The following is a 22,702-nucleotide window of genomic DNA, read 5'->3' on the forward strand; positions in this document are numbered from 1 at the left end:
CGGACGACAGGTGGACGCCAGGCGGACGTCAGGCGGACGACGGCGGGTCCGCCAGGCGGATGTCAGGCGGACGACGGCGGGTCCGCCAGGGGGTCGCGGGTGTCAGCGGATGTCGTACGCACGCAGCCACAGTTCCAGGGTGAGCACGAGCCACAGTTTGCCGCCCTGTCTCGGCAGCAGCGCCCCCTCACCGCGCAGCCAGCCGCGCACAGTGTCCTGTCTGAACAGGCCACGGGCGCGGGCCTCCCGACCCAGCAGCAGATCCCCCGCCAGCTCCTTCAGCGGACCGCCGAGCCACTGCTGCACCGGTACCCGCATACCGCTCTTCGGCCGGTCCACGACCGTGCCGGGCAGCAGATCGCGTACGGCCTCCTTCAGCACCCACTTCTCGACGGCGCCGTTCAGTTTCCACCGTGGCGGGGTGGCGAAGGCGTGGTCCACCACACGGCGGTCGAAGAGCGGGGCCCGGCCCTCGATGCCCTGGGACGCGGTGAGACGTTCGACCTTGGTGAGGATGTGATGGGCGCCCTTGGTGCGCAGATTGCAGTGCAGCAGCTGGTTGAGCAGATGGTCCATCCGCCCGTCCCTGGCCTCCGGCCGCAGATACTGGGCGACGAAACGCTGAGGTGCGGGCGCCTCGGCGAGGGCGTCCAGCACCTCGGCGGTCAGGAGGTCGGGCAGATCCGTGTAGCACTTGCGGTACGAGCGCAGATAGGCGAGTTCGCGCGCGTCCTGCGCATCTCCACCGGCCACATCGCCGCGGTGCATCTCGTACACCAGCATCGGCAGGTTCTTCGGTCCGCCGAAGACCGGGTCGCCGCCCTCCCCGTTCAGAACGACCCGTAGCCCGTCACCCGCCACGGCCTCGGCGAGCATCAGATTCGGTACGGTCAGCGGATCACCCACGGGGCTGTCGAGCAGCGCCGCCGCCTCCGCGAGGCGCGCGGCCACGGCGGCACCGGACACGGTGAGAATACGGTGCCGGGTGTGGCAGTGGGCCGCGACCAGGCCCGAGTAGCCCAGCTCATTGGGGAGTTCGTCACCGAAGCTGATGGAGTACGTGTGCACGGGGTGGGAGTGCAACTTGGCTGCGAGGGCGGTCACCAGCGAGCTGTCGACGCCGCCGGACAGGAGAACACCCACGGCCTCGGCCTCCGGCAGCCGCTGCGCGGTCGCCTCCTCCAGCAGTTCGCGCAGCCTCAGCGCATAGATTTCGGGTGGTGCGCCGTCGTCCTCGATCAGCTCCCGCGGCTCCCAGTAGTGCTCTTCCGTCACCGTGCCGTCCGCCGAGAGCCGCAGACAGCGGCCGGGCAGCAGCTCGCGTACTCCGCGCAGCAGGGTCTCCTCGCCTGGGAGATAGGCGAAGGTCAGGAAGGAGCGCACGGCGGAGAGTTCGAGGCCCGTTCCGAGCGCGGGCCAGCGGCGCAGGGCCCGCAGCGAGGTGGACGCGGCCCAGCAGCCGCCGGCATGGGCGTAGAAGAGGGTGCGGGCGCCGACATGGTCGCGGATCAGTACGAGCCCGCCGTCACTGTCGTGCACGGCGAGCGCGAACATGCCCTCGGCGTCACGGATTCCGGCCGTGCCGAGCCGTACCCAGCAGCGCAGCAGCAGCTCGCCGTCCGGGCAGTCGGGCGGTGCGGGGGCGCCGGACGCGGCCAGCGCGGCGAGGAGTGCGGGCCGGTTGTGGAGGGTGACCTCGCCCAACGCGGTGTGCCCGTACGCGTGGAACGGCCCGGTGGCATGGCCGGGCTCGTCCTCGATCAGCCCGACGGCAGGGCCGTCGGGCCGTACGGTGGCACCCATCGCGGCCAGTTGCTCCCTGGCCCTCTCGGGCTCCGCTGCCAGGCAGGCGCAGAACCGCGCCATGGTCACCCACCCTTTCTCTCACCGAACCGGTGCGTCCAGCCGGTCCGCCATGCCGTATGACGTAGGCCGTACGGCTCACCCGAAGTCGTCGTCGCTCCAGCCGCCGTCATCGCCGGAGCCCCACGCGTCATCCACGTCCGAGGAGTCGCCGATGTCCCCGCCGCCCCCGTCACCGCCGGAGGAGTTCTGTGCGGCCTGCTGTTGCCGCAGTTCCTCCTCCTCTTCCGGGCTCAGGGCCTCCGGCGGCAGCTGGGCGGCGGTGACGGTCAGGGCGACCAGGCCCAGTCCGCCGAGCACCGTGCCCATTCGTCCGCCGAACGAGGTCCGGTTGACCATCACGCTCTCGCCCCGGCCCCAGACCGTGCGGCCGTAACCGAGGTCCCGTCCGTAGACCACCCGGCCGTCCGCGTACTGCCGCTTGATGATCCGCTGCCCGAGCAGTTCATCGGTGCCGGAGCCGTCCTGGTTGTCATGCCAGCGCACCGTGTGGGCGCCCTCGCGCCGCCGCCACTCCTCGCGCCCGTCCTCATATCTGCGGTGGACGCTGCCGTCGGCGAGCAGTTCATCTCTGTACGGGATTTCGCGTGGCCGGATCATCGTCTCAAGTCCTCGTGTCCCTCGTCAGTCCGACGGCCATGTCATGAACCCCGCCGTGCGCAGCTCACGCAGCCCGGTCCATACGGAATAGCCGCTCGCTCTCGGTCCGCGCACCATGCGCAGTACCGTACGGAGCAGCCGTGCCGGGGGTACGGATTCCACCTCGGCCGTCCGCCCGTCCGCCAGCCACTCCAACTCGCGCGGTTCCAGGCCGGAAGGCGCACCGGCCAGGGCGGGTGCAGTCGCGGGCGTGGGCGCGGCGCCACGCTGGGAGATCAGATGCAGCGCCGTTGCATGGCGCGGTACGAGCCCCATCGAGGCGACCCGTATCCCGGGAACCTCCGCGCGCACCCGAGCGGTGAGGGCGATGCCGGTCGTGCTCGCGTCGTGCAGTACGTGGACGGTGGCGCCCTCGACCCGGCCGAGCCCTGCCACCAGCCGGGGGTCGAGCGGAGCGTCGTCGGCGGCGAACACCGGGCAGGCGGCCTCCAGATGCAGATCGTTCGCGAGGAGCATCCGGGCCACGGACCGGCTCTGGCAGACCAGCAGCCTGGGCAGCCCGTAGTCGTAGAGATCGGGCTCCGCGGGCTGGTGGAGCCTGGACGGGGCGGCCGGGAGCGGGGCCAGCAGCCCGGGTGTCTCCCCGTCGCGCCGGCGCAGGGTCTCCTCGAACCGCTCGTACCGGATGGGCGGCGCCGGTGTCAGCGGAACCCTGCGCGGGACGGTGTGCACCGGGCGCAGGACACGGCACATCTCGTAGTAGAGCTGCCGCTCGGTGAACCGGATCCTGCCGGGCGTCCCGGCGCGGGCGATCGCGGTGGTCAGCGCCCGGTCGAGCAGGCGGGCCCGGACGGAGTCGCCGGAGAGGCCCGGTCGCGGCGTGCGGTCCGCGGTCATGGGGCGGCTCCGGTCGTCTCGGGCCAGGTGAGGAATCCGACGGCCTCGTCCCTGCGTTTCCGCTCCCGCTCGACCTCCGCCGTGATGCGCTCGATGACCCTGGTGACGGCGGCGGGGAGTTTGGCGGGCGGCATGGCGGCGAGGGGGAAGCGATCGCCCCGGGCCAGCCAGTCCAGCTCGGGCTCGGTCAGCGTGCCGCCGTCACGCAGCCGACGCAGGGCGTCCGCCGGCGGGGGCTCGGCGCGCGGCACCGCCTTCACGCCCTTCAGGCCCGTCGCCTTCATGACGGTGCGCGGCGACAGGCCGGCGTCGACGACCAGACGGCCCGGCAGCGCCTCCCGGGTGCGTCCGGCCAGCGGACAGCCTTCGGCGTCAGCCGACGGGAGGACCCTGGGCCCCCTTCGCCTCCTCACCATGTGGCGCACCGACTCCACCAAGGCCGGGATCGGCACGACAACAAGGAAGACAACCACGAAGAAGAGGCCCAGGCCGGCGAGAACGACGGCCGCCCACTGCCATGGGTTCATCAGGGGCGCTCCAGCGCGGACGCGGCACGGCGCAGGCCGGCGGCGAAGCGTTCCCGAACCGTGGTGGAGCCGATACCCCGCACCCGCTGAACGCGTTCGATGTCGCGCAGCGCGGCGGCGAGCAGTCCGAAGTCGGTGCCGACGCTGCGACCGCCGAGACCGTGGCGGCCGACCGGTACGGCTTCTTCCGCGCCGCGGCGCTCGGCTTCCTCGGCGGTGATGGCGTAGTCCTCGTGGTCGACACCGAAACCGGTGTTGGCGGCGAGGATGTGCAGGGGCTTGCGACCTCGGTTGGCGAAGGAGTGCGGCATCATCTCGGGGATACGGATCAACGCCCCTGGGAAGAGACGGATTTCGGTGACCCTGCCGCGCGGGGCGTCGTACACACCGCAGGAGGCGTGACCGAGGCTGAGGACGAAGTGCTCGCCGCCATGGGCATGCGGGGTGAACGCGCTCCGAGGGCCGACGACTCCCAGTTTGACGGTGGCGTTGGAGGGGCGGTCGGGCGACGTCTGAGCGTCTCCGATGAAGTAGTGCGCGAACTTCCCGTCGTCGATGAATCGGAGGAAGTCCTCGCGCGGGCCGAGTACGCGCGCGCCCTCGCGGTCCGCGAACAGCACACCGCCGTCGGGGCGCAGGTGGAACAGCTCCACTCCGTGCGGCAGTTCACGCGACAGGCGCTCCATACCCCGCAGTCCGGGTCTGCCGGAACCGCCGTCCACGTCGGACATCAACGCCCCCCATCGCGCTGTCGACCACCATCAGATCGTAGATCGTATAGCCGTGACGGGAAATCGCAGAGCGGAAGGTTCAACCGGCGCCCGACGCCACGGTGAACGGTGGGTGTCCCCCGTCGGCGTGGCTCAGCCGGACCGGCTCTCGCCGGGCCAGGTGAGGAAGCCGACGGCCTCCGCCTCACGTCGGTCGGGATCGGTGACGAGCACCCGCTCCAGTACACCGCTGACGGTGGCGAGCAGCTTGGCGGGCGGCACCGCCACGAGCGGGCTGATCCAGCCCTTGGCCAGCCACTCCAGTTCGGGGCCGGTCAGAGTGGACTCCGCGCGCAGCCGCCCCATCTGGTCCTTGGACGGCCGCACGCCGCGCAGTGACAGCGCACCCGGCGCATTCATCACGGCGCTCGGCGGCAGTCCGGCGTCGAGGACTCTCCGGCCGGGCAGCGCCTCACGGGTGCGCCGGGCGAGCAGACAGCCCTCGGGGCTCGCGTCGTGGAGCACGACGACGGGCACCCCGTCCGGCACCCCGTACGGCCTGGCGACGAGGCTGACGTCGTACCGCTCCGGGATTCCGTTCAGGGCCAGGAAGGCGATGACGGACGGGTCCGGGCAGAGCAGGACGGCGTTCGGATGCTCCGGCTGGTGGATGTCGCGGACACGTTTCTCGTCGACGACGCCGGCCGGGAGCGAACCGTACACGGCCAGCCACTCGCGCAGCAGGTAGCCACGGGAGGCCCTGATCCCGATTCCGTGCTTGCGGTGACGGCTGCGTCTGACGGCCGAGACCACCGTCACGACAACGCCGAAGAGAACAAACGCACCGAAGAAGGAGAGGACTGTTCCCGCGCCTCCCGCGTACACCCCGCCGATGAGCAGGCCGATGCCGACGGGCACGCCGACCACCGCACAGCCGATCGCCTCCGCCAGGCCGCTGCCGGAACGCGCTTTCCTGCGCGAGGCGGCGACCTCCAACTGGCCGACGGTGACGCTCAGTCGCCCGCTGTCGGTGAGCTTCCCGGCCAGCTTCCGGATCCGCAGATCGTGCAGTTCCAGTTCATTGGTCCTGGGGTCGAAAGCGAACTTCTTCGTGCACTTGGAGCAGGTACGGCCGGACCGCTCCTTGTACAGCAGATTCGCGTTGCAGTGCGGGCAGATCATCAACGCTCCCCATCGCGCTGTCGGTCGCGGCCGCATCGAACCGCCACGACGGGGAACCTCCCCGCTGGACGATACCGCCTGTGCCCGACATCACGGTGAACAGCGGGTGTCAGTGCAGCCCCGGTACCGGCAGCCGTCGACACTCGTCTCCCCGGGACGGTACCCCGATCAGTGCCCCGCCCCCGCTTTCGGATTTCAGATGAAACTGCGGTGCGGGCCCGAATCAGCGGTGAGGGGAGGAAGGGCTGCGCTGCTCAGTGCGGGCTACTCGGACTGCTCCTCCAGCCGGTAGCCATGGCCGCGCAGGGTGGTGATCTGCGGCATGTGCGCGGGGTGGGGTGATGCCTGTGCCGCGGCGGTGAGGCGGCGGCGCAATCCTGCCATGGTGACGTCGAGGGTCTTGGTGGAGCCGAACCAGTTCTCGTCCCAGACCTGCGCCATGAGTGTCTCGCGGGAGACGGCCTCGCCGGCGTGTCGGCCGAGCAGTGCAAGAAGCTCGAACTCCTTGGGGCGCAGGGGGATGTCGACGCCGTGGAGGGTGCACCGGCGGGCCGTCTCGTCGAGTACGAGGTCACCGAGGGTGACGGGTTCCGGTGGTGGGGAGGCGGTGGTCCGGCGGCGCAGGTGGGCGCGGAGCCGGGCGAGGAGGACGGTCAGGCTGAAGGGTTTGACGAGGTAGTCGTCGGCTCCGGCGTCCAGGCCGGCGATGACGTCGATGTCGTCGGTGCGGGCGGTGAGGATGATGATCAGCAGGTCGGGGAACCGGGCGCGCAGGGCGCGGGCGACGTCGAGGCCGTCCATGTCGGGCAGACCGAGGTCCAGGAGCAGCGCGTCGTAAGTCCCCTGGGATGCCTTGGCGAGTGCTCCCGCGCCGGCGCGGCTCCAGGTGGGCGCGTAGCCGTTGCTGCGCAGCCCGGTTTCGAGGTGGTGGCCGATGGTGTTGTCGTCCTCCACGATGAGGACGCCGAAGCGGCCCCGGTCCGGTGCTGCGGGTGTGCGCATGCTGGGCAGCGTACGGGCTGCGGGGCTGTCCGGTGTGCTCACAGATCGCGGAGTTCCTCGACGGCGGGGCGCCTGGCCCGGCGTACGCCCGTGAGGGCGGCGGCCAGTACGGCGGCCACGGCTGCGGCCGTGGTGAGCATCAGGTAGCCGCCGGGGACGGCGAGTGCGGCCGGTGGCGGGTCGAAGACGCCGGTGAGGACCTTGACCAGCATCTCGGACAGCGCCCACCCGATGAGTGCGCCGCCTGCCAGGCCGCCGGCTGCGAGCACGATCGCCTCGGTGAGGACCATGCCGCGCAGATGGTGGCGGGTGGCACCCAGCACGCTCGTGATGGCGAAGGTGCGACGGCGCTCGGCGAGTCCGAGGGCGAGGACCAGGCCGCCGGCTCCGGCGGCGAGCAGGACCGCGAAGGCCAGCTCGATCCGGGTCAGGCCGGTCAGGTCGACCGAGGTCAGACTGGTTCCGACGGTGCCGCGCGTCTGGGTGAGGTCGGTGACGGTGGCGCTCGTACCCAGCCGCCCGCGCAGCTGCGCGGCCACGGCCTTCTGGTTGCTGCCGCCGGTGTCGACCAGGAACGCGCCCACCGCGTTGCTGCCGGTTGCCTTCGCCACGTAGGAGGCGTTGGCGACGAAGAAGCTGTCCTTGGGCGCGGTCGGGAACTCCTTGACGATTCCGGCGTAGTGGAAGGGCACCGTGCGCAGGATCTTGGTCTTGGCGTCCTGGATGCGGAGGTTGACGGTGTCGCCGGGGGAGAGCTGGAAGTCGTTGACGGTCTCGGCGCTGACCAGGAGGTTGTCGGGGCGGTGGGCAAGCCGCCGCATGAGCTGCTGCGCGCTGCCGCCGGAGAAGTACGCGTCCTGCAGGGAGGTCGCGGACGCGATCGTGTGCGGGCGTACGCCGTAGAGGTCCTGGAGGTCGGAGCCGACGTAGGCGAACCGGTGCTGGAGCGGCTCGACGCGGCGGACGCCGAAGACCTTCAGCGCGGCGGCCGCACTCGGCGCGGTCTGCGCGCCGGGCGGCTCGGTGACCGCGACGTCGGCGCCGTTGGTGAGGCGTGCGTCCACCTCGGCCTGCTGCTTGTACGTGGAGTTGAAGACGGACGTGGACACGGCGAACGACACCGCGAGAGCCAGCAGGACCATGGAGCGGGCCAGGGTGCGGCGGCGCCGGGCGAGAACGGCCGCCGTCGTCCCCGCCAGCGTCGACGTCAGCGGACGTGCGAGCCGGGCCAGGAGGGGGCGTCCGCGGGTGAGCGCCAGGAGGGTGAGGCGCCACAGCAGCAGGGCAGCACCGATCCACAGCAGCGCGGGTCCCAGGAAGGCCCAGTACGACACGGAGATGCTGGGTACGCCCTCGGGGGCGAGGACGAGCGCGTACTGGTTGCCGGACGAGGCGCGGAAGACGAGCCAGGAGCCGATCAACAGCATGAAGTCCAGGCCAACGCGCATCCACCAGGGAGATCCGGTGCGGCGCGCGGTCCTGCGGCTGTCGGCGACCGTCACCATCCGTAGATCGCGCAGGGCGGGTACGAGCACGGCGCCCGCGGCGACCGCCGCGCCGAGGACGAACGCGACGGCGTACCAGAGGGTCCAGGTGGCGGCGCCGGCACCGAAGGATGCCGTTCCGAAGGCGAGCCGGCCGGTCAGCGCCGCGATGCCGAGACCGGCGAGCCCGCCGCCGACGCCGACGAGTACCGCCTCCAGGCCCGCCAGGGACATGATCCGGCGGGGCGCGAGGCCGCGCAGCCGCAGCAGCGCCTGTTCCTGGCGGCGCCGTTCACCGCCGGCGCCCGCGACCGCGGCGGTCAGCGAGGCGGCGAGGACCGCGCCGGGCACGCCGAGGAAGAGGAAGAGGATCTGCGCGTACAGGGCGTCCTGGCGGGCCGAGTCGAGCGCGGAGCCCAGATTGTCGCCGACGAGCAACGAACCGGTGCCCTTGGCCTCCAGGTTGTGGGCGGCGCGGGTCACCGAGGTGAACGCGGCGGCCGGGTCATGGGGCAGTGCCGCGTCGCGGGCGACGTGGATCTGCGTGGTGACGCCCGTCGCGCGGTGGGTCAGGGAGGCGAACTGTGCGGCGGGCACCAGGATCACGTTGTCGGGCGGGGCGGTGGGCTGGGACTGGGTGGGCGCGCCGACCTTCTGGAACAGTGAGTCGGCCTGAGGGAGGTCGACGACCCCGTCCACGCGGACCTGGCGCACGCCCGCCCCGGGCAGCCGGATGCCGACCGTGGAGCCGGGGGCCGCGTGCAGGTTCGAGGCCGTCTGCTGGGCCAGGAGCACGCCGGTGGGGCGGCCGGTCAGCGAGCGGATCTCGCCGGGGAAGAGGGTCCGGTATCCGTCGGGGAGGCCGAGGAGCATGCCGGGGCCAGTGGTCTGGGTGCTGCCCTGGACGGTGGCGGTGAAGGCGCTGGTGTGCGCGAAGCCGACCGGGACGGCGGACCGTACGCCGGGCGAGGTGCGCACCAGCGACAGTGCCGCGTTCGGGTCGGCGCCGGGCTGCACCTCGGCCTGCCAGTCCACGGCGACCGAGCGCACCGCCCGCTGTGTCATGGTCGCCTTGGACGCGGTCAGGAACGAGCCGAGCGCGGCGACGAGGGCGACGGCGAGCGCGACCCCGGCCATGGCTGCGAGGAGCCGGCCGGTGCGGTGGCGGGCGAGTCCGCTCGCCCACGAGCTGATCATGACGGCTCTCCAAGGCTGTGGGCGGCGTCCGCCTCCGTGCTGTCGGCGGACGTCAGCCGCCCGTCGCGCATGGTGCACCGCGCGGTGAGGCGGGCGGCGACCGCCGGGTCGTGGGTGGTGACGACGAGAGCTGCGCCCGTCTCGTCGGCCGCGGTCAGCAGCGCATCCAGGACCCGGCCACCGGTGGTGTGGTCGAGGCGGCCCGTGGGCTCGTCGGCGAGGATGACCCGCGGTGCCTGCGCCAGCACCCGGGCTGCGGCTACGCGCTGGGCCTGGCCGCCGGAGATCTCCTCCGGCAGCCGGTCGGCCAGGTCGGCCGTGCCGACCAGGGCGAGCGCGCTCAGGGCGGCCTCGCGTGCCCGGTCGTCCGACATCCCGTTGAGCACCAGCGACAGTGCGGTGTTCTCGATGATGTCGAGCGCCGGGATGAGGCTGTCGCCCTGGAAGACCAGCCCGATGTCCCGCAGCCCGGACAGGCCGGGCCAGGTCACGCTGCCGCTGGTCGGCTGTTCGAGGCCGGCCAGCAGATGCAACAGCGACGACTTGCCCGACCCCGAGGGCCCGACGATCGCGAGCCGGTCCCCGGCGTGGACGCGCAGCGCGGCCCCGTGCACGGCCACCACCGCGTTCGGGCCGCGGCCGAAAGTGAGGGCGGCGTCCCGACAGTCGATCAACACATCAGCCGGAGACATGGCGCACCTCCCGAACCTCCGGGCCGGCAATCCGGGCACCCGTCCCGGCGGGTTCCGTGGCCCGGCCGTCGTCGAGCCGGATCACGCGGTCGGCGATCCGCACCGCTTCCGCACTGTGTGTGACGACCAGGACCGCGCAACCGTTCTCCGCGCGGTCCCGCAGCAACCGCAGGACCAGCTGCTCGGTGCCGCCGTCGAGTTCGCCGGTCGGCTCGTCCGCGAGCAGCACGGCGGGCGAGTTGGCCAGCGCGACGGCCAGCCCGGCGCGGGCCGTCTCCCCGCCGGACAGTTGCCGGGGCAGCGCGTGCCGGCGTTCCCCCAGCCCCACCTGGTCCAGCAGTGCCTCCGCGGCCGCGACGGGCCGGCCGCGTACCGCCCCCTGCGCGAGCCGCACGTTGTCCCGCACGCTCAGATGCGGCAGCAGGTTGCGGGCCTGCAGCAGGACGCCGATGTGCCGGGCCCGCAGCCGGGCGCGCTGGGTCTCGGTCCGGTGGCTGATGCGGACGCCGTCCACGTGCACCTCGCCGCCCGACGGTTCGTCGAGCCCGGCCAGACAGGACAGCAGCGTGGACTTGCCGGCCCCGGACGGGCCGACCACGGCGACCGTCTCCCCACGCGCCACCCGCAGCGACACCCCGCGCAGTGCGAGCGTCTCCTCCTCGCCGGCCCGGAAGAAGCGGTACAGCTCCCGGGCAGTCAGGGCATTCTCGTGCGACCGTGCAGGCATGCCGCTCACCGCCAGCCGAAGGAGTCGCTGACGATGCGCCACGGGTCCACGTTGTCGGCGTTCACCGGACCGGACAGGGTGAGGTGCACCTCGTGGCCCTGGCGGTAGAAGGCATACCGCTCGAACGAGTCCCGCACGACCTTGCCGGTGACCGGGTCCGGGGCGGAGTCGCCCCGGTAGGTCAGCAGCACGGCAGTACCCGCCTTCCGCCTGACGACGGTCACCTGGGGGTTCGCGAACTTCGGTACCTGGGTGCGCAGTTGAGGCACGACGGTGTTGGTCACCGAACCGACGGTGGGCGCTGCCGGGGCGGCGACGGGGGAGATCTGGACGCGGTTGAGCTTGTCCGTGAAGACCGTCGTCGAGCCCTTCGTCGTACGGGCCCAGCCCTCGGGCACCTTCACCGTGAAGCCGGCGAAGCCACTGGACGGCTGGAAGGCGACGTACGCCTGGTTGTCGGGGATGTCGCCGGGCGGATTGGTCTCCGTAGCCGCCGTGCTCGGCGTGGACCCGGCCGACGACGTCTTCGGCGTGGAGGACGCCGCGCTCGATCCGGATCCCGAGCCGGACCCCGAGCCGGAACCCGATGCGGCGCCGGAGCACCCGGTGGTCACCGCCGAGGCGAGCACCAGCCCGGCCACGACGGCGGCGGACTTCCGTAGAGATGTCATGGTCATTGCCTCCAGAGAGTGCCCTGGACCGGACGGTCACGTTGCAGACGCTAGGAGGGAGCCGATTAACGGTCGGCGTGCCGATGGTTAGACGACGGCAAAAGTCGGAGCCGGGGGCCGTACAGCCTGGTGGGCGGCCCGCATGATGAGGTCATGAGACAGCGTGTGGTGCGGGTGGCCCTGACCGCCGTCCTGGTCGCCCTGGTCCTCCTGGCCGTGCCCCTGGCCCTCGCCGTCAGGTACTCCCTGTACGCCGGCCAGCGGGACTCGCTGGAGCGGGCGGCCCTGGCCGCCGCCGTCCGGGTGAACCCGGACTATACGACCGGCGACCCGGCGGAACTGCCCGCGGCCGCGTCCGGGCAGCACCTGGGCCTGTACGACCCGCGGCTGCGGCTGCGCGTCGGAAACGGGCCCCGGAACGGCGACGACGCCGTCCGCCGTGCCCTGGCCGGCCGGGTGACCCGGTCCTCGTCGGGCGGTGACCTGGTCGCCGCCGTGCCCGTCCCGCACGCCGAGCGGGTGATCGGCGTGGTGCGCGCCTCTTCCCCCGTCGCCAACGTGCAAGGCCGTGTGTTCGCCGGCTGGGCGGCCCTGGCGGGCACGGCCGTGGTCGCGCTCACCGTCGCCGTCCTCGTCGCCCGGCGGCAGGCTCGGGCGCTCGCCGCACCGCTGGAGGATCTCTCGCGCCACTGCCGGGCGGTGACCGAGGGCGATCTGACCGCGCGGGCCGCACCCAGCGCCGTCGCCGAGATCGACCAGGTCGCACGCACCCACAACGACATGCTGCACAGCCTGTCCGAACTCCTGCGTCACGAGCGGGACTTCACAGCCAACGCATCCCACCAGCTGCGCACCCCGCTGACCGGCCTCCAGCTCACCCTGGAGACCGGACTCGCCCAGGACGACGCCCGGCCGGCGCTTCAGGAGGCCCTGGCCGACACCCGCCGACTGCACGAGACCGTGGAGGAGGTGCTGCGGCTGTCGCGCTCCGCCGGGCAACCCAGGCCCACGGCGCCGGACCGGCCGGTGGGGGAGCTGCTGGCACGGACCGAGGAACGGTGGCACGGGCTCCTCGCCCGCGACGGCAGACGTCTGGAGCTCGCGATCCAGGACGCACCGGACGACGTACGCGTCCCGGGCGGGCCCATCGCCGAGATCCTGGGTGTGCTGCTGGACAACGCGCGCGTCCACGGGCGCGGCACCGTGCGCGTCACCGTCCGGGACCTGGATGACGCCCTCGCCTTCGACATCGCCGACGAGGGCACCGTGGAAGGCGACGGCGTGCGGCTGTTCGAGCGCGGCCACTCCGGTGGCGGACCCGGCACGGGCATCGGCCTCGCCCTCGCCCGCGACCTCGCCGTCACCCTCGGCGGGCGCCTGTCGCTGGCGCGTGCCGCGCCCACCACGTTCACCCTGCTGCTGCCCGTGCGCCGGGAGAGGAGTACCGCTCGAGACGACATCGGGCAGGGCGGGCGCTGAGGGCGCACCGTCCTGCGCGCCCCGGTTCGAGGCCGTCCGCTGCCGGGTCGGGTTGCAGAGACTGACGGACACTCGCTGCGCTGGGCACCGAAGCCGCGGCGGGGCTTCCGCGTCCGCTACGTGCTCGCGACCAGCTCGTCAACGAGCTGGTCGAAGCCGCTGACGACAAGCAGAGCCGGATCCCTTATGGATCCCGTTCAGGAAAGACGCCGGATCGTTGGGGGCACCCTGTCTTACAGTGACGTCATGAGTGATCACTCCGAAGCGCCTGTCACGCTCGTCGAGGCCTATGAACCCCCCTACTACGTGGCTGTCTTCACTACAGTGCGAACCCAGGACCAGAGCGGCTACAGCGAGACCAACGCACGCATGGAAGACCTGGTGAAGGACGTCCCTGGGTTCCTGGGGATGGACCACGCGCAGACTCCTGGCGGGCTGGGCATCACCGTCGGGTACTTCCGCGACGCCGACGCCCTCACGGAGTGGCGGTGCAACGCCGAGCACCGCGCGGCACAAAAGCGCGGGCAAGCCGAGTGGTACCAGAGCTACACGCTGCATGTGGCGAAGGTGGAGCGGAGCCACGGGTTCACGCGAGCGAAGGTCCCGCAGAGCCCGACAGCAAGCTGACCAACCGAAGTCACCTCAGCGACCGTCCCGCCCAGGGACGTCGCGGTCGGCCGACATCCCCGGACTGCCCCTGCCCGACTGGCCACAGGCACTCGCCCGGGCGTACGAGCTGTGGGAGCGCGAACACCTGGTGATCGACACCGCTGGGCAGAGCGCTCACGAGTCCCTCGCCCGGCTTGCCCGGCATGTCGACCGGCGCTGAGTGGCACCAACCACCCCATGAGGCCGCTCCGTTGACACCTTCACACACCGCGTGCTTGCATCGCGCCATGCCGCCACTGGAGCCTCTGACGCGCCGCCGCACCGTGGACCTCGTCCGCGTGGCTGCCGCACTGTGTCGGTTCCCCGGCTGATCCCGCGCTTCCTCGGTCCCACTTCCAACAGCCGTACCCGCTGATCCTGTTGGATCCGGCAGCCCGGCCGTGGATGCCTCGCGCATCGGCTCGCGCTGTCTCCTCTCACCATGTCCGGCCTCACACCGATGACGAGGACCCGCCATGCCCGCATCCGCTGTGCCGTCACTCCGTCCCGCACCCCGTCTCGACGAAACCGCCTACGACCGTCGCAGGCTGCGCCAGTGGCTCGCCGGGGAGGCCAGGGCGGACGGGGTCAGCCGCCGCCGTCTGCTCACCCTGCTCGCCGCCACGGCCGCCGCGACCGCGCTTCCCACGCCGCGTCCGGCTGGCGCCGCCGACTCACCGATCGTCAAGCCGTTGCCTCCCGAGTGGTTCATTCAGCGCGGCACCAACGCCGAGACCCGCTGGGAGGCGCTGCGCGGCACCGGCCACCGCACTCCCAACGAGCTGTTCTTCGTCCGCAACCACACCGCCACCCCCGTCCTGGACGCCGACGACTGGCGGCTGAGGCTCCGGGGTGACGGACTGCGCGGCGCGCCCGGCGAGGACACACCGGTCGAGTTCGGGTACGACGACCTGCGAGCCCTGCCCGCCGTCACCCGTACCGTGTCCGTCGAGTGCGCCGGAAACGGGCGCAGCTACTACTCGACGCAGCAGGGCGAGACGGTCACCGGCACCGCCTGGACGCTCGGCGCGGTCGGCGTGGCCCGCTGGCGCGGGGTGCGCCTGGCCGACGTGCTGCGCAGGGCCGGGCTGTCCCCGCACGCGGTGGACGTGCAGCCGCGTGGCCTGGACGCCGAGTACGTCAGTGATGGCGAGAACCTCGGCCGGGTGCGCCGGCCGCTGCCGTTGGCCAAGGCGCTGGACGACGTGCTGCTCGCGTACGAGATGAACGGTGAGCCGCTGCCGTACGACCACGGGTATCCGGTGCGGGTGCTGGTGCCGTCGTGGGTGGGGGTCGCGTCGATCAAGTGGGTCGGTGACGTCGAGGTGTCCGCGCAGCCGCTGTACTCGCCGTGGAACACCATGTTCTACCGGCTGTTCGGCTCCGCGTACCCGGAAGAGGGCAGCGCGCCGCTGACCCGGCAGACGATCAAGAGCGCCTTCGAGCTGGCGAGCGGCGCCACGTTCCCGGTGGGGGAGGGCCAGGTGCTGCACGGCCGGTCCTGGTCGGGCGCGGGAGCCATCGCGCAGGTCGAGGTCAGCACCGACGACGGGACGAGCTGGCGGCCGGTCCGACTGCACGACCAGTCCCGTGCCGGCACCTGGACCCGCTGGTCCGTCACCTGGAAGCCCGAGACACGTGGCGCCACCCACCTCCTGGCCCGTGCCACCGACTCGGCTGGTCGCAGCCAGCCGGATGTTGCCGTGCCCAACACGCAGGGCTATCTGTTCGACGCGGTGGTGCGGCATCCGGTGACCGTGATCTGACGTCGTTCGCGGCAGGGTCCGTGCCGGGGACGGACACCTGCGGTAGGAACCGCGGGCCACTTCACGACGAGGCGTCGTATGCGCGGGTATTGCGTACGAACAGCTCGTGCAGATCGCGGACGGCCCGCGGGACGGAGCCGGAGTGGCGGCGATGGAGGATCAACAGCACATCGGTCGCGTCCCCGGTGAGCGGCCGTCGGCGACCTGGAGCACTGACCTCAACACCGGCGCCCTTGTTGATCGCCGGTGCCTTGGGCACCTTCGTGTCGTACACGAAGTAGTAACCACCTCACCTTCGAGCGGCCAGGGGTCTTCGGCGCCTTCGGCCAGTTCATCCACCCGGCCGTCGACACCGGCATCGCCCGCGCGGTATTGGAGGAGGTCGGCGAGCTGATCCGTACGATGGCCCGGCCCTGGGGCGAGTCGGGCGCCGACCGGGCCAGCGAGGAACCGCTGGGGATCCAGCAGTTCGGCGAGCTGGCCCTGCTCGTCCGCGCCGCCCCCTCCTCGACCGGCCCGGTGCCGCCATCGACGCCGCCCGCAGCGCTCCCGACGACGAGGAACTCGCCGTCGAGGCCTCCCTCGCCGTCACCGCCGCCCGCGCCCAGGCCGACACCGCCCCGCTGACCGTGTCCAACGACTTCTTCACCTTGCCGGAGGTGAGGACGTCGGCCAGTGTCAGATCCTCGGCCAGGCGGAACGGGCTCTCGTAGCCGATGGGTATGACCGCGGTACCGAGCTCGATGCGCTCCGTGCTGTCCGGCCGCGGCGAGGAACACGGCCGCCGAGCCGACGCCGTGTTCGAGGTGGCGCTGTCTGATCCAGGCGCCGTCGTAGCCGAGCCGTTCGCCGTACTCGAACAGCCGGAGTGCCTCCTCAAGACCCGGGTAGGGGTCGTCGTCGGCGAAGTTGCCGGGGGTGAGAAAGGCCAACGATGTGATGGTGGGTGTGCTCATGTGACGCCGGTCCTCAGCTCGTGATGGTTTTCGCGGCGGGGGAGGGGAGACGGCCGCCGGGGATCGCCGCGAGCAGCTCGCGGGTGTACTCGTGGCGGGGTTCGGTGAAAAGGTCCTCGGGCGGGCCCGTCTCGACGACACGTCCGGCCCGCATGACGGCGACCTGGTGCGCGATCTGGCGTACGACTGCCAGGTCGTGGGAGATGAACAGATACGCCACGCCGGTGTCTGCCTGCAATTCGGCGAGCAGGTCCAGGACTTGGGCCTGGACGGACACGTCGAGCGCGGAGACGGGTTCGTCGCACACCACCAGGTCGGGGGAGAGGGCGAGGGCGCGGGCGATGGCCACCCGCTGGCGCTGTCCGCCCGACAGCTCCGCCGGGCGGCGCTCCAGCGTCGAGGCGGGCAGAGCGACCCGGTCGAGCAGTTCGCGGGCGCGGGCGAGCCGGGAGACGCGGTCGCCGACCTTGAACGCCCGCAGCGGCTCGGTGATCACCTCGCCGATGGAGAAGCGCGGGTCGAGCGAGGCGTACGGGTTCTGGTAGACGAGCTGGGCGCGGCGGCGCAGCAACCTGACCGCGGCGCCCTTGGCGGTGGTGACGTCGGTGCCGTCGAACAGGACCTGTCCGGAGGTCGCGTCGGCCAGGCGGAGCACCAGACGGGCGGTGGTGGACTTGCCCGAGCCCGATTCGCCGACCAGGGCGAGTGTCTGCCCGCGCCGCAGGGTGAGGCTGACGTCGTCGACCGCGCGCAGAGTCCGGGCCTCGCCCCCGGCGCGCGGCAGCCTGAACTCCTTGACCAGGTTGCGTGCTTCGACCAGGGGCGCCGCATCGGCCGTCACGCCGGACATGGAGGTACGGGGGCGGGCCGTGGTCAGGCTCGGGGCACTGGCCAGCAGCCGCCGGGTGTACTCGTGCTGCGGGTTGCCCAGGACGGCATGGGTCTCACCCGCCTCGACGACCTTGCCCTGTGACATGACCACCAGGCTCTGGGCCCGGTCGGCGGCCACCCCGAGGTCATGGGTCACGAGCAGGATCGCGGTGCCCGACTCCTCGGTGAGGTGCTGGAGATGGTCGAGGATGACACGCTGCACGGTGACGTCGAGCGCGCTGGTCGGCTCGTCGGCGATGATCAGCCGGGGCTTCGCGGCGATGGCGATGGCGATCAGGGCCCGTTGCCGCATGCCGCCGGACAGTTCGTGTGGGTACTGCCGGGCCCGGACGGCCGCGTCGGGCAGCCCGGCCCGGTCCAGTACGGCGACCGCCTCGGCCGCCGCCGAACGGCGGGTCGCCAGGCCGTGGATGCGCAGCACCTCGGCGACCTGTTCGCCGATCCGCTTGACCGGGTTGAGCGAGACCGTCGGATCCTGCGGGACCAGCCCGATCTGCGCGCCGCGCACGGTGCGCAGCTCCCCCTCCGACAGCGTGGCGAGATCGTGCCGGGCGAAGCGGACCGTGCCCGCGTCGATGGTGCCGTTCGCCGCCAGCAGTCGGGCGACGGCGTGCGCGGTGGTGCTCTTGCCGGAGCCGGACTCGCCGACCACGGCGGTCACCTGCCCGGGCCATACGTCGAGGTCCACGCCCCGCACGGCCGGTACCGTGCCGCCCGGGGTGCGGTACGACACGGACAGGCCGCGAATCTCCAGCAGTGGTGTGGTCACGCCCTTACCGTCCTCACCATTCTCACGTTCGTCGGTCATCGCTGCCGGGCCCATTCGCCGTCCAGCGCCCTGGCGATGCGGTTGGTGGCCAGCACGGTCGCGGCGATCGCCAGACCGGGCAGCGCGGTCAGCCACCAGGCGTTGGCCAGGTAGTTGCGGCCGTCGGAGATCAACGTGCCCCACTCCGGGGCCGGCGGGGGAGCGCCGTAGCCGAGGAAGCTCAGCGCCGACACGGCCAGGATCGAGGCGCCGAAGTCCAGCGTGGCCAGGACGATCACCGGGCCGGCGGCGTTGGGCAGGACGTGACGTCCCAGCACCGAGTACCAGCGGGCCCCGCAGGAGCGGGACGCCTCGACGAACACCGCCTGCCGCACCCGGAGGACCTCGGCGCGCGCCACCCGAGCGAAGGAGGCGACGCCGGCGATACCGACCGCGACGGCCACCTTCACCGTGCCGTAGCCGAGCGCGGTGACGAGGGCCAGCGACAGGAAGAGCGCGGGGATGGAGAGGAGGACGTCGACGAAGCGCATCAGCACGTCGTCGACCCAGCGGCCGACGAACCCGGCGACCACGCCGAGCAGACCGCCGACCACGAACGCGACCAGGACCGCGATCAGCGTGGCCTTGAGGGACAGCTGGGCGCCGTGGACCACGCGGGAGAACACGTCGCGTCCCAGTTCGTCCGTGCCGAACCAGTGACTGCCGCTCGGACCGCGGAAGTTCTGGGACGGCACCCCCTTCAGCGGGTCCTGCGAGGTGAACAGATCCGGCCAGAACGAGGCCAGCACCACCAGCACGAGGACGGCGGCCGACAGCAGCAGACCGGGGCGGCGCAGCAGGAACCGCAGCACCCGCCGTACGTCGGCACGACGGCCCGGTTCCGCAGGGGATCCCGCCTTGACCGGTCGGGCGAGGCCGAGAGCGGCCTCGGACCCGTCGTCGACAAGGCTCTGACTCATGCGAAGCTCGCCCTTCTGTCCGAGGCCACCACGATCCGCGGGTCCAGCAGCGGATAGACGAGGTCGACCACCAGGTTCGTCGCCACGAAGATCAGCGCTCCGAACACCACCACTCCCTGGACCAGCGGGATGTCCTGGGCGGTGACCGCCGCCGCGGTCACCCGGCCCAGGCCGTCGCGGGAGAACACCGTCTCGACGACCACCGAACCGGCGATCAGCTGCCCGACCAGCAGGCCGACGACCGTCAGCGCGGGCAGTGACGCGTTGCGCAGCGCATGCCGCAGATGCACCCGCCACCGGCCGGCGCCCTTGGCGCGCGCGGTTTCCACATAGGCCTGGTCCAGGGCGGTGAGCAGGCTCTTGGCCAGCACCTGCGCGATCTGCGCGCCGGTCGGCACCGCCAGCGTCAGGGCCGGCAGCACCAGGCCCCGCAGCCCGTCGTTGCCGAACGCCGGGAACCAGTGCAGCCGGAAGGAGAACGCCTCGACGAGCAGCAGCCCCACCCAGAACGTCGGGACCGACACCCCGAGCGGGGGCAGCGACAGCAGCAGCTGCCTCAGCCACCGCTGCGAGGTGTACGTCGCCACCACCGCCAGACCGCCGCCGAGCACCACCGCGAGCAGCAGCGCGGCACCCGTCAACCAGAGCGTCTGCGGCAACGCGTCGGCCAGCGTGGAGGTCACCGGGAGGCCCGTGGAGACCGCATCGCCGAAGTCCCCGAGCACCGCCCGGCCGAGATACTCGGCGTACTGCACCAGCACCGGCTTGTCGAAGCCGTACTCGTGCCGCAGCGCGGCGAGCCGGGCCGGATCGACCTCCCCCGAGTCCATCCCGGCACCCGCCATCGCGGTGACCGGGTCACCGGGCAGGAAGTCCAGCACCAGGAACGACACCGTGTAGGCCGCCCACAGCACCCCGACCGCCTGCGCCAGCCGCTTGATCACATAGCGGTGCATGCGCTAGCCGATCCAGGTGTCGTGCAGCTGGATCCGGCTGCCCGAGTCGAAGGCGAGGTCGCGCACCTTCCTCGACACGCCCAGCTGGGTCTGGAGCTCCACCACCGGCACGTTGTACGCGTTCTGCACGATCAGCTTCTGCGCTTCGTCCACCAGCTGCTCGCGCTTCGCGGTGTCCGTCGTCGCGGCCTGCCCGGACAGCGCCGTGTCCAGTGAACTGGCGGGCAGGCGGTAGAAGTTGGCCATCTCGGTGGAGAAGGAGCTGCGCAGGATGTCGGGGTCGGAGCGGGTCACGTTGCCCCACACCACGTCGAAGTCGCCCGACTGGAGCGTGGTGGCGAACTGGCTGACCTGGAGCTGCTTGAGCACTACGGCGACCCCCACGGCCTCCAACTGCTGCTGGACCAGCTCCAGTGCGGGCTGGTTGGTTGCCGCGTTGGGGAACCAGGTGATGGTCAGGCTCAGCTTCTTGCCGTCCTTGGCGCGGGTGCCGTCGCTGCCCGCCGGCCAACCGGCCGCGTCCAGCAGGGACTTCGCCCCGGCCGCGTCAAAGGCGAGGTCCGAGGAGAGATCGGTGTAGTCGGGTGTGGTGTGCGCCAGGACGCTGGTCGCCGGTTGAGTGCCGGTCGGGAACACGGTGTCCGCGATCTGCTTTCGGTCGATGGCGGCGAGGATCGCCCGGCGCACCTTCGTGTCCTTCAGCACGGGCCGCGCGTTGTTGAGCCCCAGGCCGAACACCACGCCGGGGTTGGCCCGGTGCTGGAGGGTGATCTGGCCGCCCTTGAGTGCCGCCTCGTTGGCCTTGCCCACGCTGCTGATCGCGTCCACCTGACCGGACTGGAGACTTCCGGCCCGGACACCCGCCTCGGGTACGACCTTGAACACCAGCGTGTCCAGGTAGGCCTCGCCCTTCTTGGACCACAGCGAGGAGCCCCAGTCGTACCCGGTGCGCTTGGCCAGGGTGATCGACTGGTTCTGCACATACTGCTTCAGCACGAACGGCCCGGACCCGATCACTCCGTCGCTGCACTTCTCCTGCGGCGCCTTCTTCACGCTAGCCGACGACTCGATGCCCAGCGAGTGGGTCGAAGTCGCCTGGAGGAACTGGGCGTTGGGCTCCTTGAAGGTCACCTTGACGGTGAGCGCGTCCACCACGGTGGTGCTCTTGACGCCGCTCAGATAGCCCTGGGCCAGCACCCCCAGGGCGCCGAGCTTCGGCACCGCGTCGAAGTTGTCCTTGACCACCTGCGCGGTCAGCATGGAGCCATCACTGAAGGTGACACCCGACCGCAGATGGAACGTGAACGTCGTCGCGTCGGCGTTGACGTCCCAGCTCTTGGCCAGCCACGGCACGATCTTGCCGGTCTCGGGGTCCTGGTCGGTCAGGGAGTCCACGGTCTGGCGCACCGAGTAGATGCTTTCGTTGCTGCCGACCTGCTGCGGATCCACGCAGCCGGCGTCCGAACCCACCGCGAAGGTCAAGGTGCCGCCGGACTTCGCCCGGCCGCTTCCGCTGCCGGAGCCGTCACCGCCCGAACCGCAGGCGGTCAGCAGAACACTGGTGGTCAGCAGGGCGGCCAGGGGCGCCCATCGGGAGGTCCCGAAAGCCGGTCGGGAGAGTCTGAAATCGGGGAGTGCTGTCACGGAGGGGTTTCTCCTACTCGTGTCACCAGGCACAGGGTGCCGTGCGAGGCACTGCCGTGCATGGGCGTGCGGCCCCGGCCGGATCGACACCGGCAACGGGGGAGCGCTGTACAGACGGGGGTCAGGGGGCGACACCGAGAGCGGTGGCAAGGGGAAAACCACGAAGGAGCCGTGGCCGGTGACGGACGTCAACCGGCGTCGGCCGGGCTCGTCAGGCCTGACAGAGGCAGCTGGTCGAGCGCTTCAGATCGATGTGGCGCCGGCGCGAGAGCCGGGAGAACGCCGTGGCGTCGACGAAGGAGTCAGCCGGGTCACCACAGTGCCGCATGCCGGTCCTCCCTGTCCCCGGCCCCGGTCCCGGGGCCACGCGCTTGCGGGAATCGTCGGTGATCCCGCCGGGCTTTCACCTGGAGCACCCCACCGCGCGGGAGGGTTGCCGGTCAGCGAGCCAGGGCTTGACGCTGACACTCAATGCCGGTCGCGATGCTACGGAGCGGTCTTCTCGTACGTCAATGCCGGAATCGGGTGCCCTGTTCGAGAAGGCGGGACCGTCTCACGTGCCGGGACGCGTGGTGGACGCTCCTTGCGCCGTGTGCTTTGATCCGGCCATGGAGACCGCAGGACAGGCACGCACCGTGCTGCTCGACCCGTTCTGGGTGGGCCGCCGCGCAGATCAGTTCGACCAGACCTGTCGCTGACCCCTGGCTCCCTTCGGTCCTTTCTCCGCCCGTGTACTGCCGTGCCCTCGCGCGGATTTGGACCGGCGTCGCCGCCCGCCTTCTTCGGCGAACACGCTGTGCGGCCCTTCTCACGCCGCCCCGGCCGCCCGGCCATCCTGAGGGCTTCCGGTATGACGCGTCCGTCGCGCGCACCACCCTGACCGACCCATCGGAAAGAGAGGCATGGCCGACAACAGCATCGCTCCGGCAGGGGTGTTCACCGCGCGCTGCGGGTCCGCGACGACCGGATCTACTGGAGCACGGGTCCGGTGTCCAACGTCGGCAGCGCCATGCAGGGTGTCGCGCTGGACTGGTACCCAGCCGAGAGCGGTCGCGCTTTCAGCGCTCTCAACGCCGTGTCCT

21 protein-coding genes and 1 riboswitch are annotated in these 22,702 nt (G+C 71.6%); of the genes, 4 read left to right on the top strand and 17 right to left on the bottom strand.

The features are described 5' to 3' along the window. Window positions 1-102 precede the first annotated feature (102 nt). The 11 genes from E0500_RS42470 to E0500_RS42520 all read right to left on the bottom strand — a co-directional run bounded on the left by E0500_RS42470 (window position 103) and on the right by E0500_RS42520 (window position 11,552). The gene (locus E0500_RS42470; RefSeq protein WP_131559403.1) at window positions 103-1,866 is read right to left on the bottom strand and encodes an asparagine synthetase B; all 1,764 of its coding nucleotides are present in this window, start codon (window positions 1,864-1,866) and stop codon (window positions 103-105) included. Between the two features lie 75 nt (window positions 1,867-1,941). Beyond that, entirely contained in the window at window positions 1,942-2,463 is a 522-nt protein-coding gene (locus E0500_RS42475; protein WP_131559401.1) for a hypothetical protein, read from the bottom strand. Between the two features lie 24 nt (window positions 2,464-2,487). Continuing rightward, on the bottom strand, window positions 2,488-3,360 hold the full coding sequence (locus tag E0500_RS42480; RefSeq protein WP_131559399.1) for a hypothetical protein: 873 nt from the start codon (window positions 3,358-3,360) through the stop codon (window positions 2,488-2,490). After that, complete coding sequence (locus tag E0500_RS42485) at window positions 3,357-3,887, bottom strand: hypothetical protein (protein ID WP_131559398.1); 531 nt, start codon at window positions 3,885-3,887, stop codon at window positions 3,357-3,359. Before E0500_RS42485 ends, E0500_RS42480 begins: the two co-directional genes overlap by 4 nt. Next, window positions 3,887-4,618, bottom strand: a complete 732-nt coding sequence (locus E0500_RS42490; RefSeq protein ID WP_258573813.1) for a cupin domain-containing protein — start codon at window positions 4,616-4,618, stop codon at window positions 3,887-3,889. The genes E0500_RS42485 and E0500_RS42490 overlap by 1 nt, the downstream gene beginning before the upstream one ends. 132 nt (window positions 4,619-4,750) lie before the next feature. Beyond that, entirely contained in the window at window positions 4,751-5,779 is a 1,029-nt protein-coding gene (locus E0500_RS42495; RefSeq protein WP_131559396.1) for a hypothetical protein, read from the bottom strand. 264 nt (window positions 5,780-6,043) lie between these two features. Further along, window positions 6,044-6,781 carry a response regulator transcription factor gene (locus tag E0500_RS42500; protein ID WP_131559394.1) on the bottom strand — a complete coding sequence of 246 codons (738 nt, stop codon included), beginning with the start codon at window positions 6,779-6,781 and terminating at the stop codon, window positions 6,044-6,046. A gap of 38 nt (window positions 6,782-6,819) precedes the next feature. Then, window positions 6,820-9,462, bottom strand: coding sequence for an FtsX-like permease family protein (locus E0500_RS42505; protein WP_131559392.1), 2,643 nt, complete (start codon window positions 9,460-9,462; stop codon window positions 6,820-6,822). After that, window positions 9,459-10,154, bottom strand: a complete 696-nt coding sequence (locus E0500_RS42510) for an ABC transporter ATP-binding protein (RefSeq protein ID WP_131559390.1) — start codon at window positions 10,152-10,154, stop codon at window positions 9,459-9,461. Before E0500_RS42510 ends, E0500_RS42505 begins: the two co-directional genes overlap by 4 nt. Further along, entirely contained in the window at window positions 10,141-10,881 is a 741-nt protein-coding gene (locus tag E0500_RS42515; protein WP_165934862.1) for an ABC transporter ATP-binding protein, read from the bottom strand. The genes E0500_RS42510 and E0500_RS42515 overlap by 14 nt, the downstream gene beginning before the upstream one ends. Window positions 10,882-10,886: 5 nt before the next feature. Further along, window positions 10,887-11,552, bottom strand: a complete 666-nt coding sequence (locus E0500_RS42520) for a hypothetical protein (RefSeq protein ID WP_131559388.1) — start codon at window positions 11,550-11,552, stop codon at window positions 10,887-10,889. A 153-nt stretch (window positions 11,553-11,705) separates the two neighbouring features. Here E0500_RS42520 and E0500_RS42525 point away from each other — a divergent pair, with 153 nt between their 5' ends. The 3 genes from E0500_RS42525 to E0500_RS42535 all read left to right on the top strand — a co-directional run bounded on the left by E0500_RS42525 (window position 11,706) and on the right by E0500_RS42535 (window position 15,445). Further along, complete coding sequence (locus E0500_RS42525) at window positions 11,706-13,031, top strand: HAMP domain-containing sensor histidine kinase (RefSeq protein WP_131559386.1); 1,326 nt, start codon at window positions 11,706-11,708, stop codon at window positions 13,029-13,031. 246 nt (window positions 13,032-13,277) lie between these two features. Then, on the top strand, window positions 13,278-13,658 hold the full coding sequence (locus tag E0500_RS42530) for an antibiotic biosynthesis monooxygenase (RefSeq protein ID WP_131559384.1): 381 nt from the start codon (window positions 13,278-13,280) through the stop codon (window positions 13,656-13,658). 497 nt (window positions 13,659-14,155) lie between these two features. Then, window positions 14,156-15,445 carry a sulfite oxidase gene (locus E0500_RS42535; protein WP_181587433.1) on the top strand — a complete coding sequence of 430 codons (1,290 nt, stop codon included), beginning with the start codon at window positions 14,156-14,158 and terminating at the stop codon, window positions 15,443-15,445. Between the two features lie 61 nt (window positions 15,446-15,506). Here E0500_RS42535 and E0500_RS42540 read toward each other — a convergent pair whose 3' ends face one another. Further along, window positions 15,507-15,704 carry a hypothetical protein gene (locus tag E0500_RS42540; RefSeq protein WP_399120986.1) on the bottom strand — a complete coding sequence of 66 codons (198 nt, stop codon included), beginning with the start codon at window positions 15,702-15,704 and terminating at the stop codon, window positions 15,507-15,509. On the opposite strand from E0500_RS42540, the gene E0500_RS42545 reads away from it, so the two are divergent. Continuing rightward, window positions 15,692-16,072 carry a hypothetical protein gene (locus E0500_RS42545; RefSeq protein WP_181587435.1) on the top strand — a complete coding sequence of 127 codons (381 nt, stop codon included), beginning with the start codon at window positions 15,692-15,694 and terminating at the stop codon, window positions 16,070-16,072. The genes E0500_RS42540 and E0500_RS42545 overlap by 13 nt on opposite strands. Window positions 16,073-16,414: 342 nt before the next feature. Here E0500_RS42545 and E0500_RS42550 read toward each other — a convergent pair whose 3' ends face one another. From E0500_RS42550 to E0500_RS45265, 5 genes are all read right to left on the bottom strand, one after another. Beyond that, window positions 16,415-18,100 (bottom strand): ABC transporter ATP-binding protein, encoded by a 1,686-nt coding sequence (locus tag E0500_RS42550; protein WP_131560514.1) that lies wholly within the window; start codon window positions 18,098-18,100, stop codon window positions 16,415-16,417. After that, window positions 18,097-19,020: an ABC transporter permease gene (locus E0500_RS42555; protein ID WP_131560512.1), complete on the bottom strand. Its 924-nt coding sequence runs from the start codon at window positions 19,018-19,020 to the stop codon at window positions 18,097-18,099. The genes E0500_RS42550 and E0500_RS42555 overlap by 4 nt, the downstream gene beginning before the upstream one ends. Next, window positions 19,017-19,976, bottom strand: a complete 960-nt coding sequence (locus tag E0500_RS42560) for an ABC transporter permease (RefSeq protein WP_131560510.1) — start codon at window positions 19,974-19,976, stop codon at window positions 19,017-19,019. The genes E0500_RS42555 and E0500_RS42560 overlap by 4 nt, the downstream gene beginning before the upstream one ends. Before the next feature lie 3 nt (window positions 19,977-19,979). Beyond that, window positions 19,980-21,620: an ABC transporter substrate-binding protein gene (locus E0500_RS42565; protein ID WP_309505321.1), complete on the bottom strand. Its 1,641-nt coding sequence runs from the start codon at window positions 21,618-21,620 to the stop codon at window positions 19,980-19,982. A gap of 211 nt (window positions 21,621-21,831) precedes the next feature. Next, the gene (locus tag E0500_RS45265; RefSeq protein WP_309505322.1) at window positions 21,832-21,948 is read right to left on the bottom strand and encodes a putative leader peptide; all 117 of its coding nucleotides are present in this window, start codon (window positions 21,946-21,948) and stop codon (window positions 21,832-21,834) included. 34 nt (window positions 21,949-21,982) lie between these two features. After that, window positions 21,983-22,096: riboswitch (SAM riboswitch) on the bottom strand. Window positions 22,097-22,702 lie beyond the last annotated feature (606 nt).

This window comes from Streptomyces sp. KM273126 (assembly GCF_004337435.2).
Taxonomy (GTDB): Bacteria; Actinomycetota; Actinomycetes; order Streptomycetales; family Streptomycetaceae; genus Streptomyces; species Streptomyces acidicola.

Bases quoted from the DNA above. Each gene is read 5' to 3' on its own strand.
- E0500_RS42555 (WP_131560512.1), bottom strand. From the start codon at position 19,020: ATGAGTCAGAGCCTTGTCGACGACGGGTCCGAGGCCGCTCTCGGCCTC.
- E0500_RS42495 (WP_131559396.1), bottom strand. From the start codon at position 5,779: ATGATCTGCCCGCACTGCAACGCGAATCTGCTGTACAAGGAGCGGTCC.
- E0500_RS42500 (WP_131559394.1), bottom strand. From the start codon at position 6,781: ATGCGCACACCCGCAGCACCGGACCGGGGCCGCTTCGGCGTCCTCATC.
- E0500_RS42480 (WP_131559399.1), bottom strand. From the start codon at position 3,360: ATGACCGCGGACCGCACGCCGCGACCGGGCCTCTCCGGCGACTCCGTC.
- E0500_RS42470 (WP_131559403.1), bottom strand. From the start codon at position 1,866: ATGGCGCGGTTCTGCGCCTGCCTGGCAGCGGAGCCCGAGAGGGCCAGG.
- E0500_RS42550 (WP_131560514.1), bottom strand. From the start codon at position 18,100: ATGACCGACGAACGTGAGAATGGTGAGGACGGTAAGGGCGTGACCACA.
- E0500_RS42485 (WP_131559398.1), bottom strand. From the start codon at position 3,887: ATGAACCCATGGCAGTGGGCGGCCGTCGTTCTCGCCGGCCTGGGCCTC.
- E0500_RS42535 (WP_181587433.1), top strand. From the start codon at position 14,156: ATGCCCGCATCCGCTGTGCCGTCACTCCGTCCCGCACCCCGTCTCGAC.
- E0500_RS45265 (WP_309505322.1), bottom strand. From the start codon at position 21,948: ATGCGGCACTGTGGTGACCCGGCTGACTCCTTCGTCGACGCCACGGCG.
- E0500_RS42560 (WP_131560510.1), bottom strand. From the start codon at position 19,976: ATGCACCGCTATGTGATCAAGCGGCTGGCGCAGGCGGTCGGGGTGCTG.
- E0500_RS42510 (WP_131559390.1), bottom strand. From the start codon at position 10,154: ATGTCTCCGGCTGATGTGTTGATCGACTGTCGGGACGCCGCCCTCACT.
- E0500_RS42505 (WP_131559392.1), bottom strand. From the start codon at position 9,462: ATGATCAGCTCGTGGGCGAGCGGACTCGCCCGCCACCGCACCGGCCGG.
- E0500_RS42490 (WP_258573813.1), bottom strand. From the start codon at position 4,618: ATGTCCGACGTGGACGGCGGTTCCGGCAGACCCGGACTGCGGGGTATG.
- E0500_RS42520 (WP_131559388.1), bottom strand. From the start codon at position 11,552: ATGACATCTCTACGGAAGTCCGCCGCCGTCGTGGCCGGGCTGGTGCTC.
- E0500_RS42530 (WP_131559384.1), top strand. From the start codon at position 13,278: ATGAGTGATCACTCCGAAGCGCCTGTCACGCTCGTCGAGGCCTATGAA.
- E0500_RS42525 (WP_131559386.1), top strand. From the start codon at position 11,706: ATGAGACAGCGTGTGGTGCGGGTGGCCCTGACCGCCGTCCTGGTCGCC.
- E0500_RS42475 (WP_131559401.1), bottom strand. From the start codon at position 2,463: ATGATCCGGCCACGCGAAATCCCGTACAGAGATGAACTGCTCGCCGAC.
- E0500_RS42515 (WP_165934862.1), bottom strand. From the start codon at position 10,881: ATGCCTGCACGGTCGCACGAGAATGCCCTGACTGCCCGGGAGCTGTAC.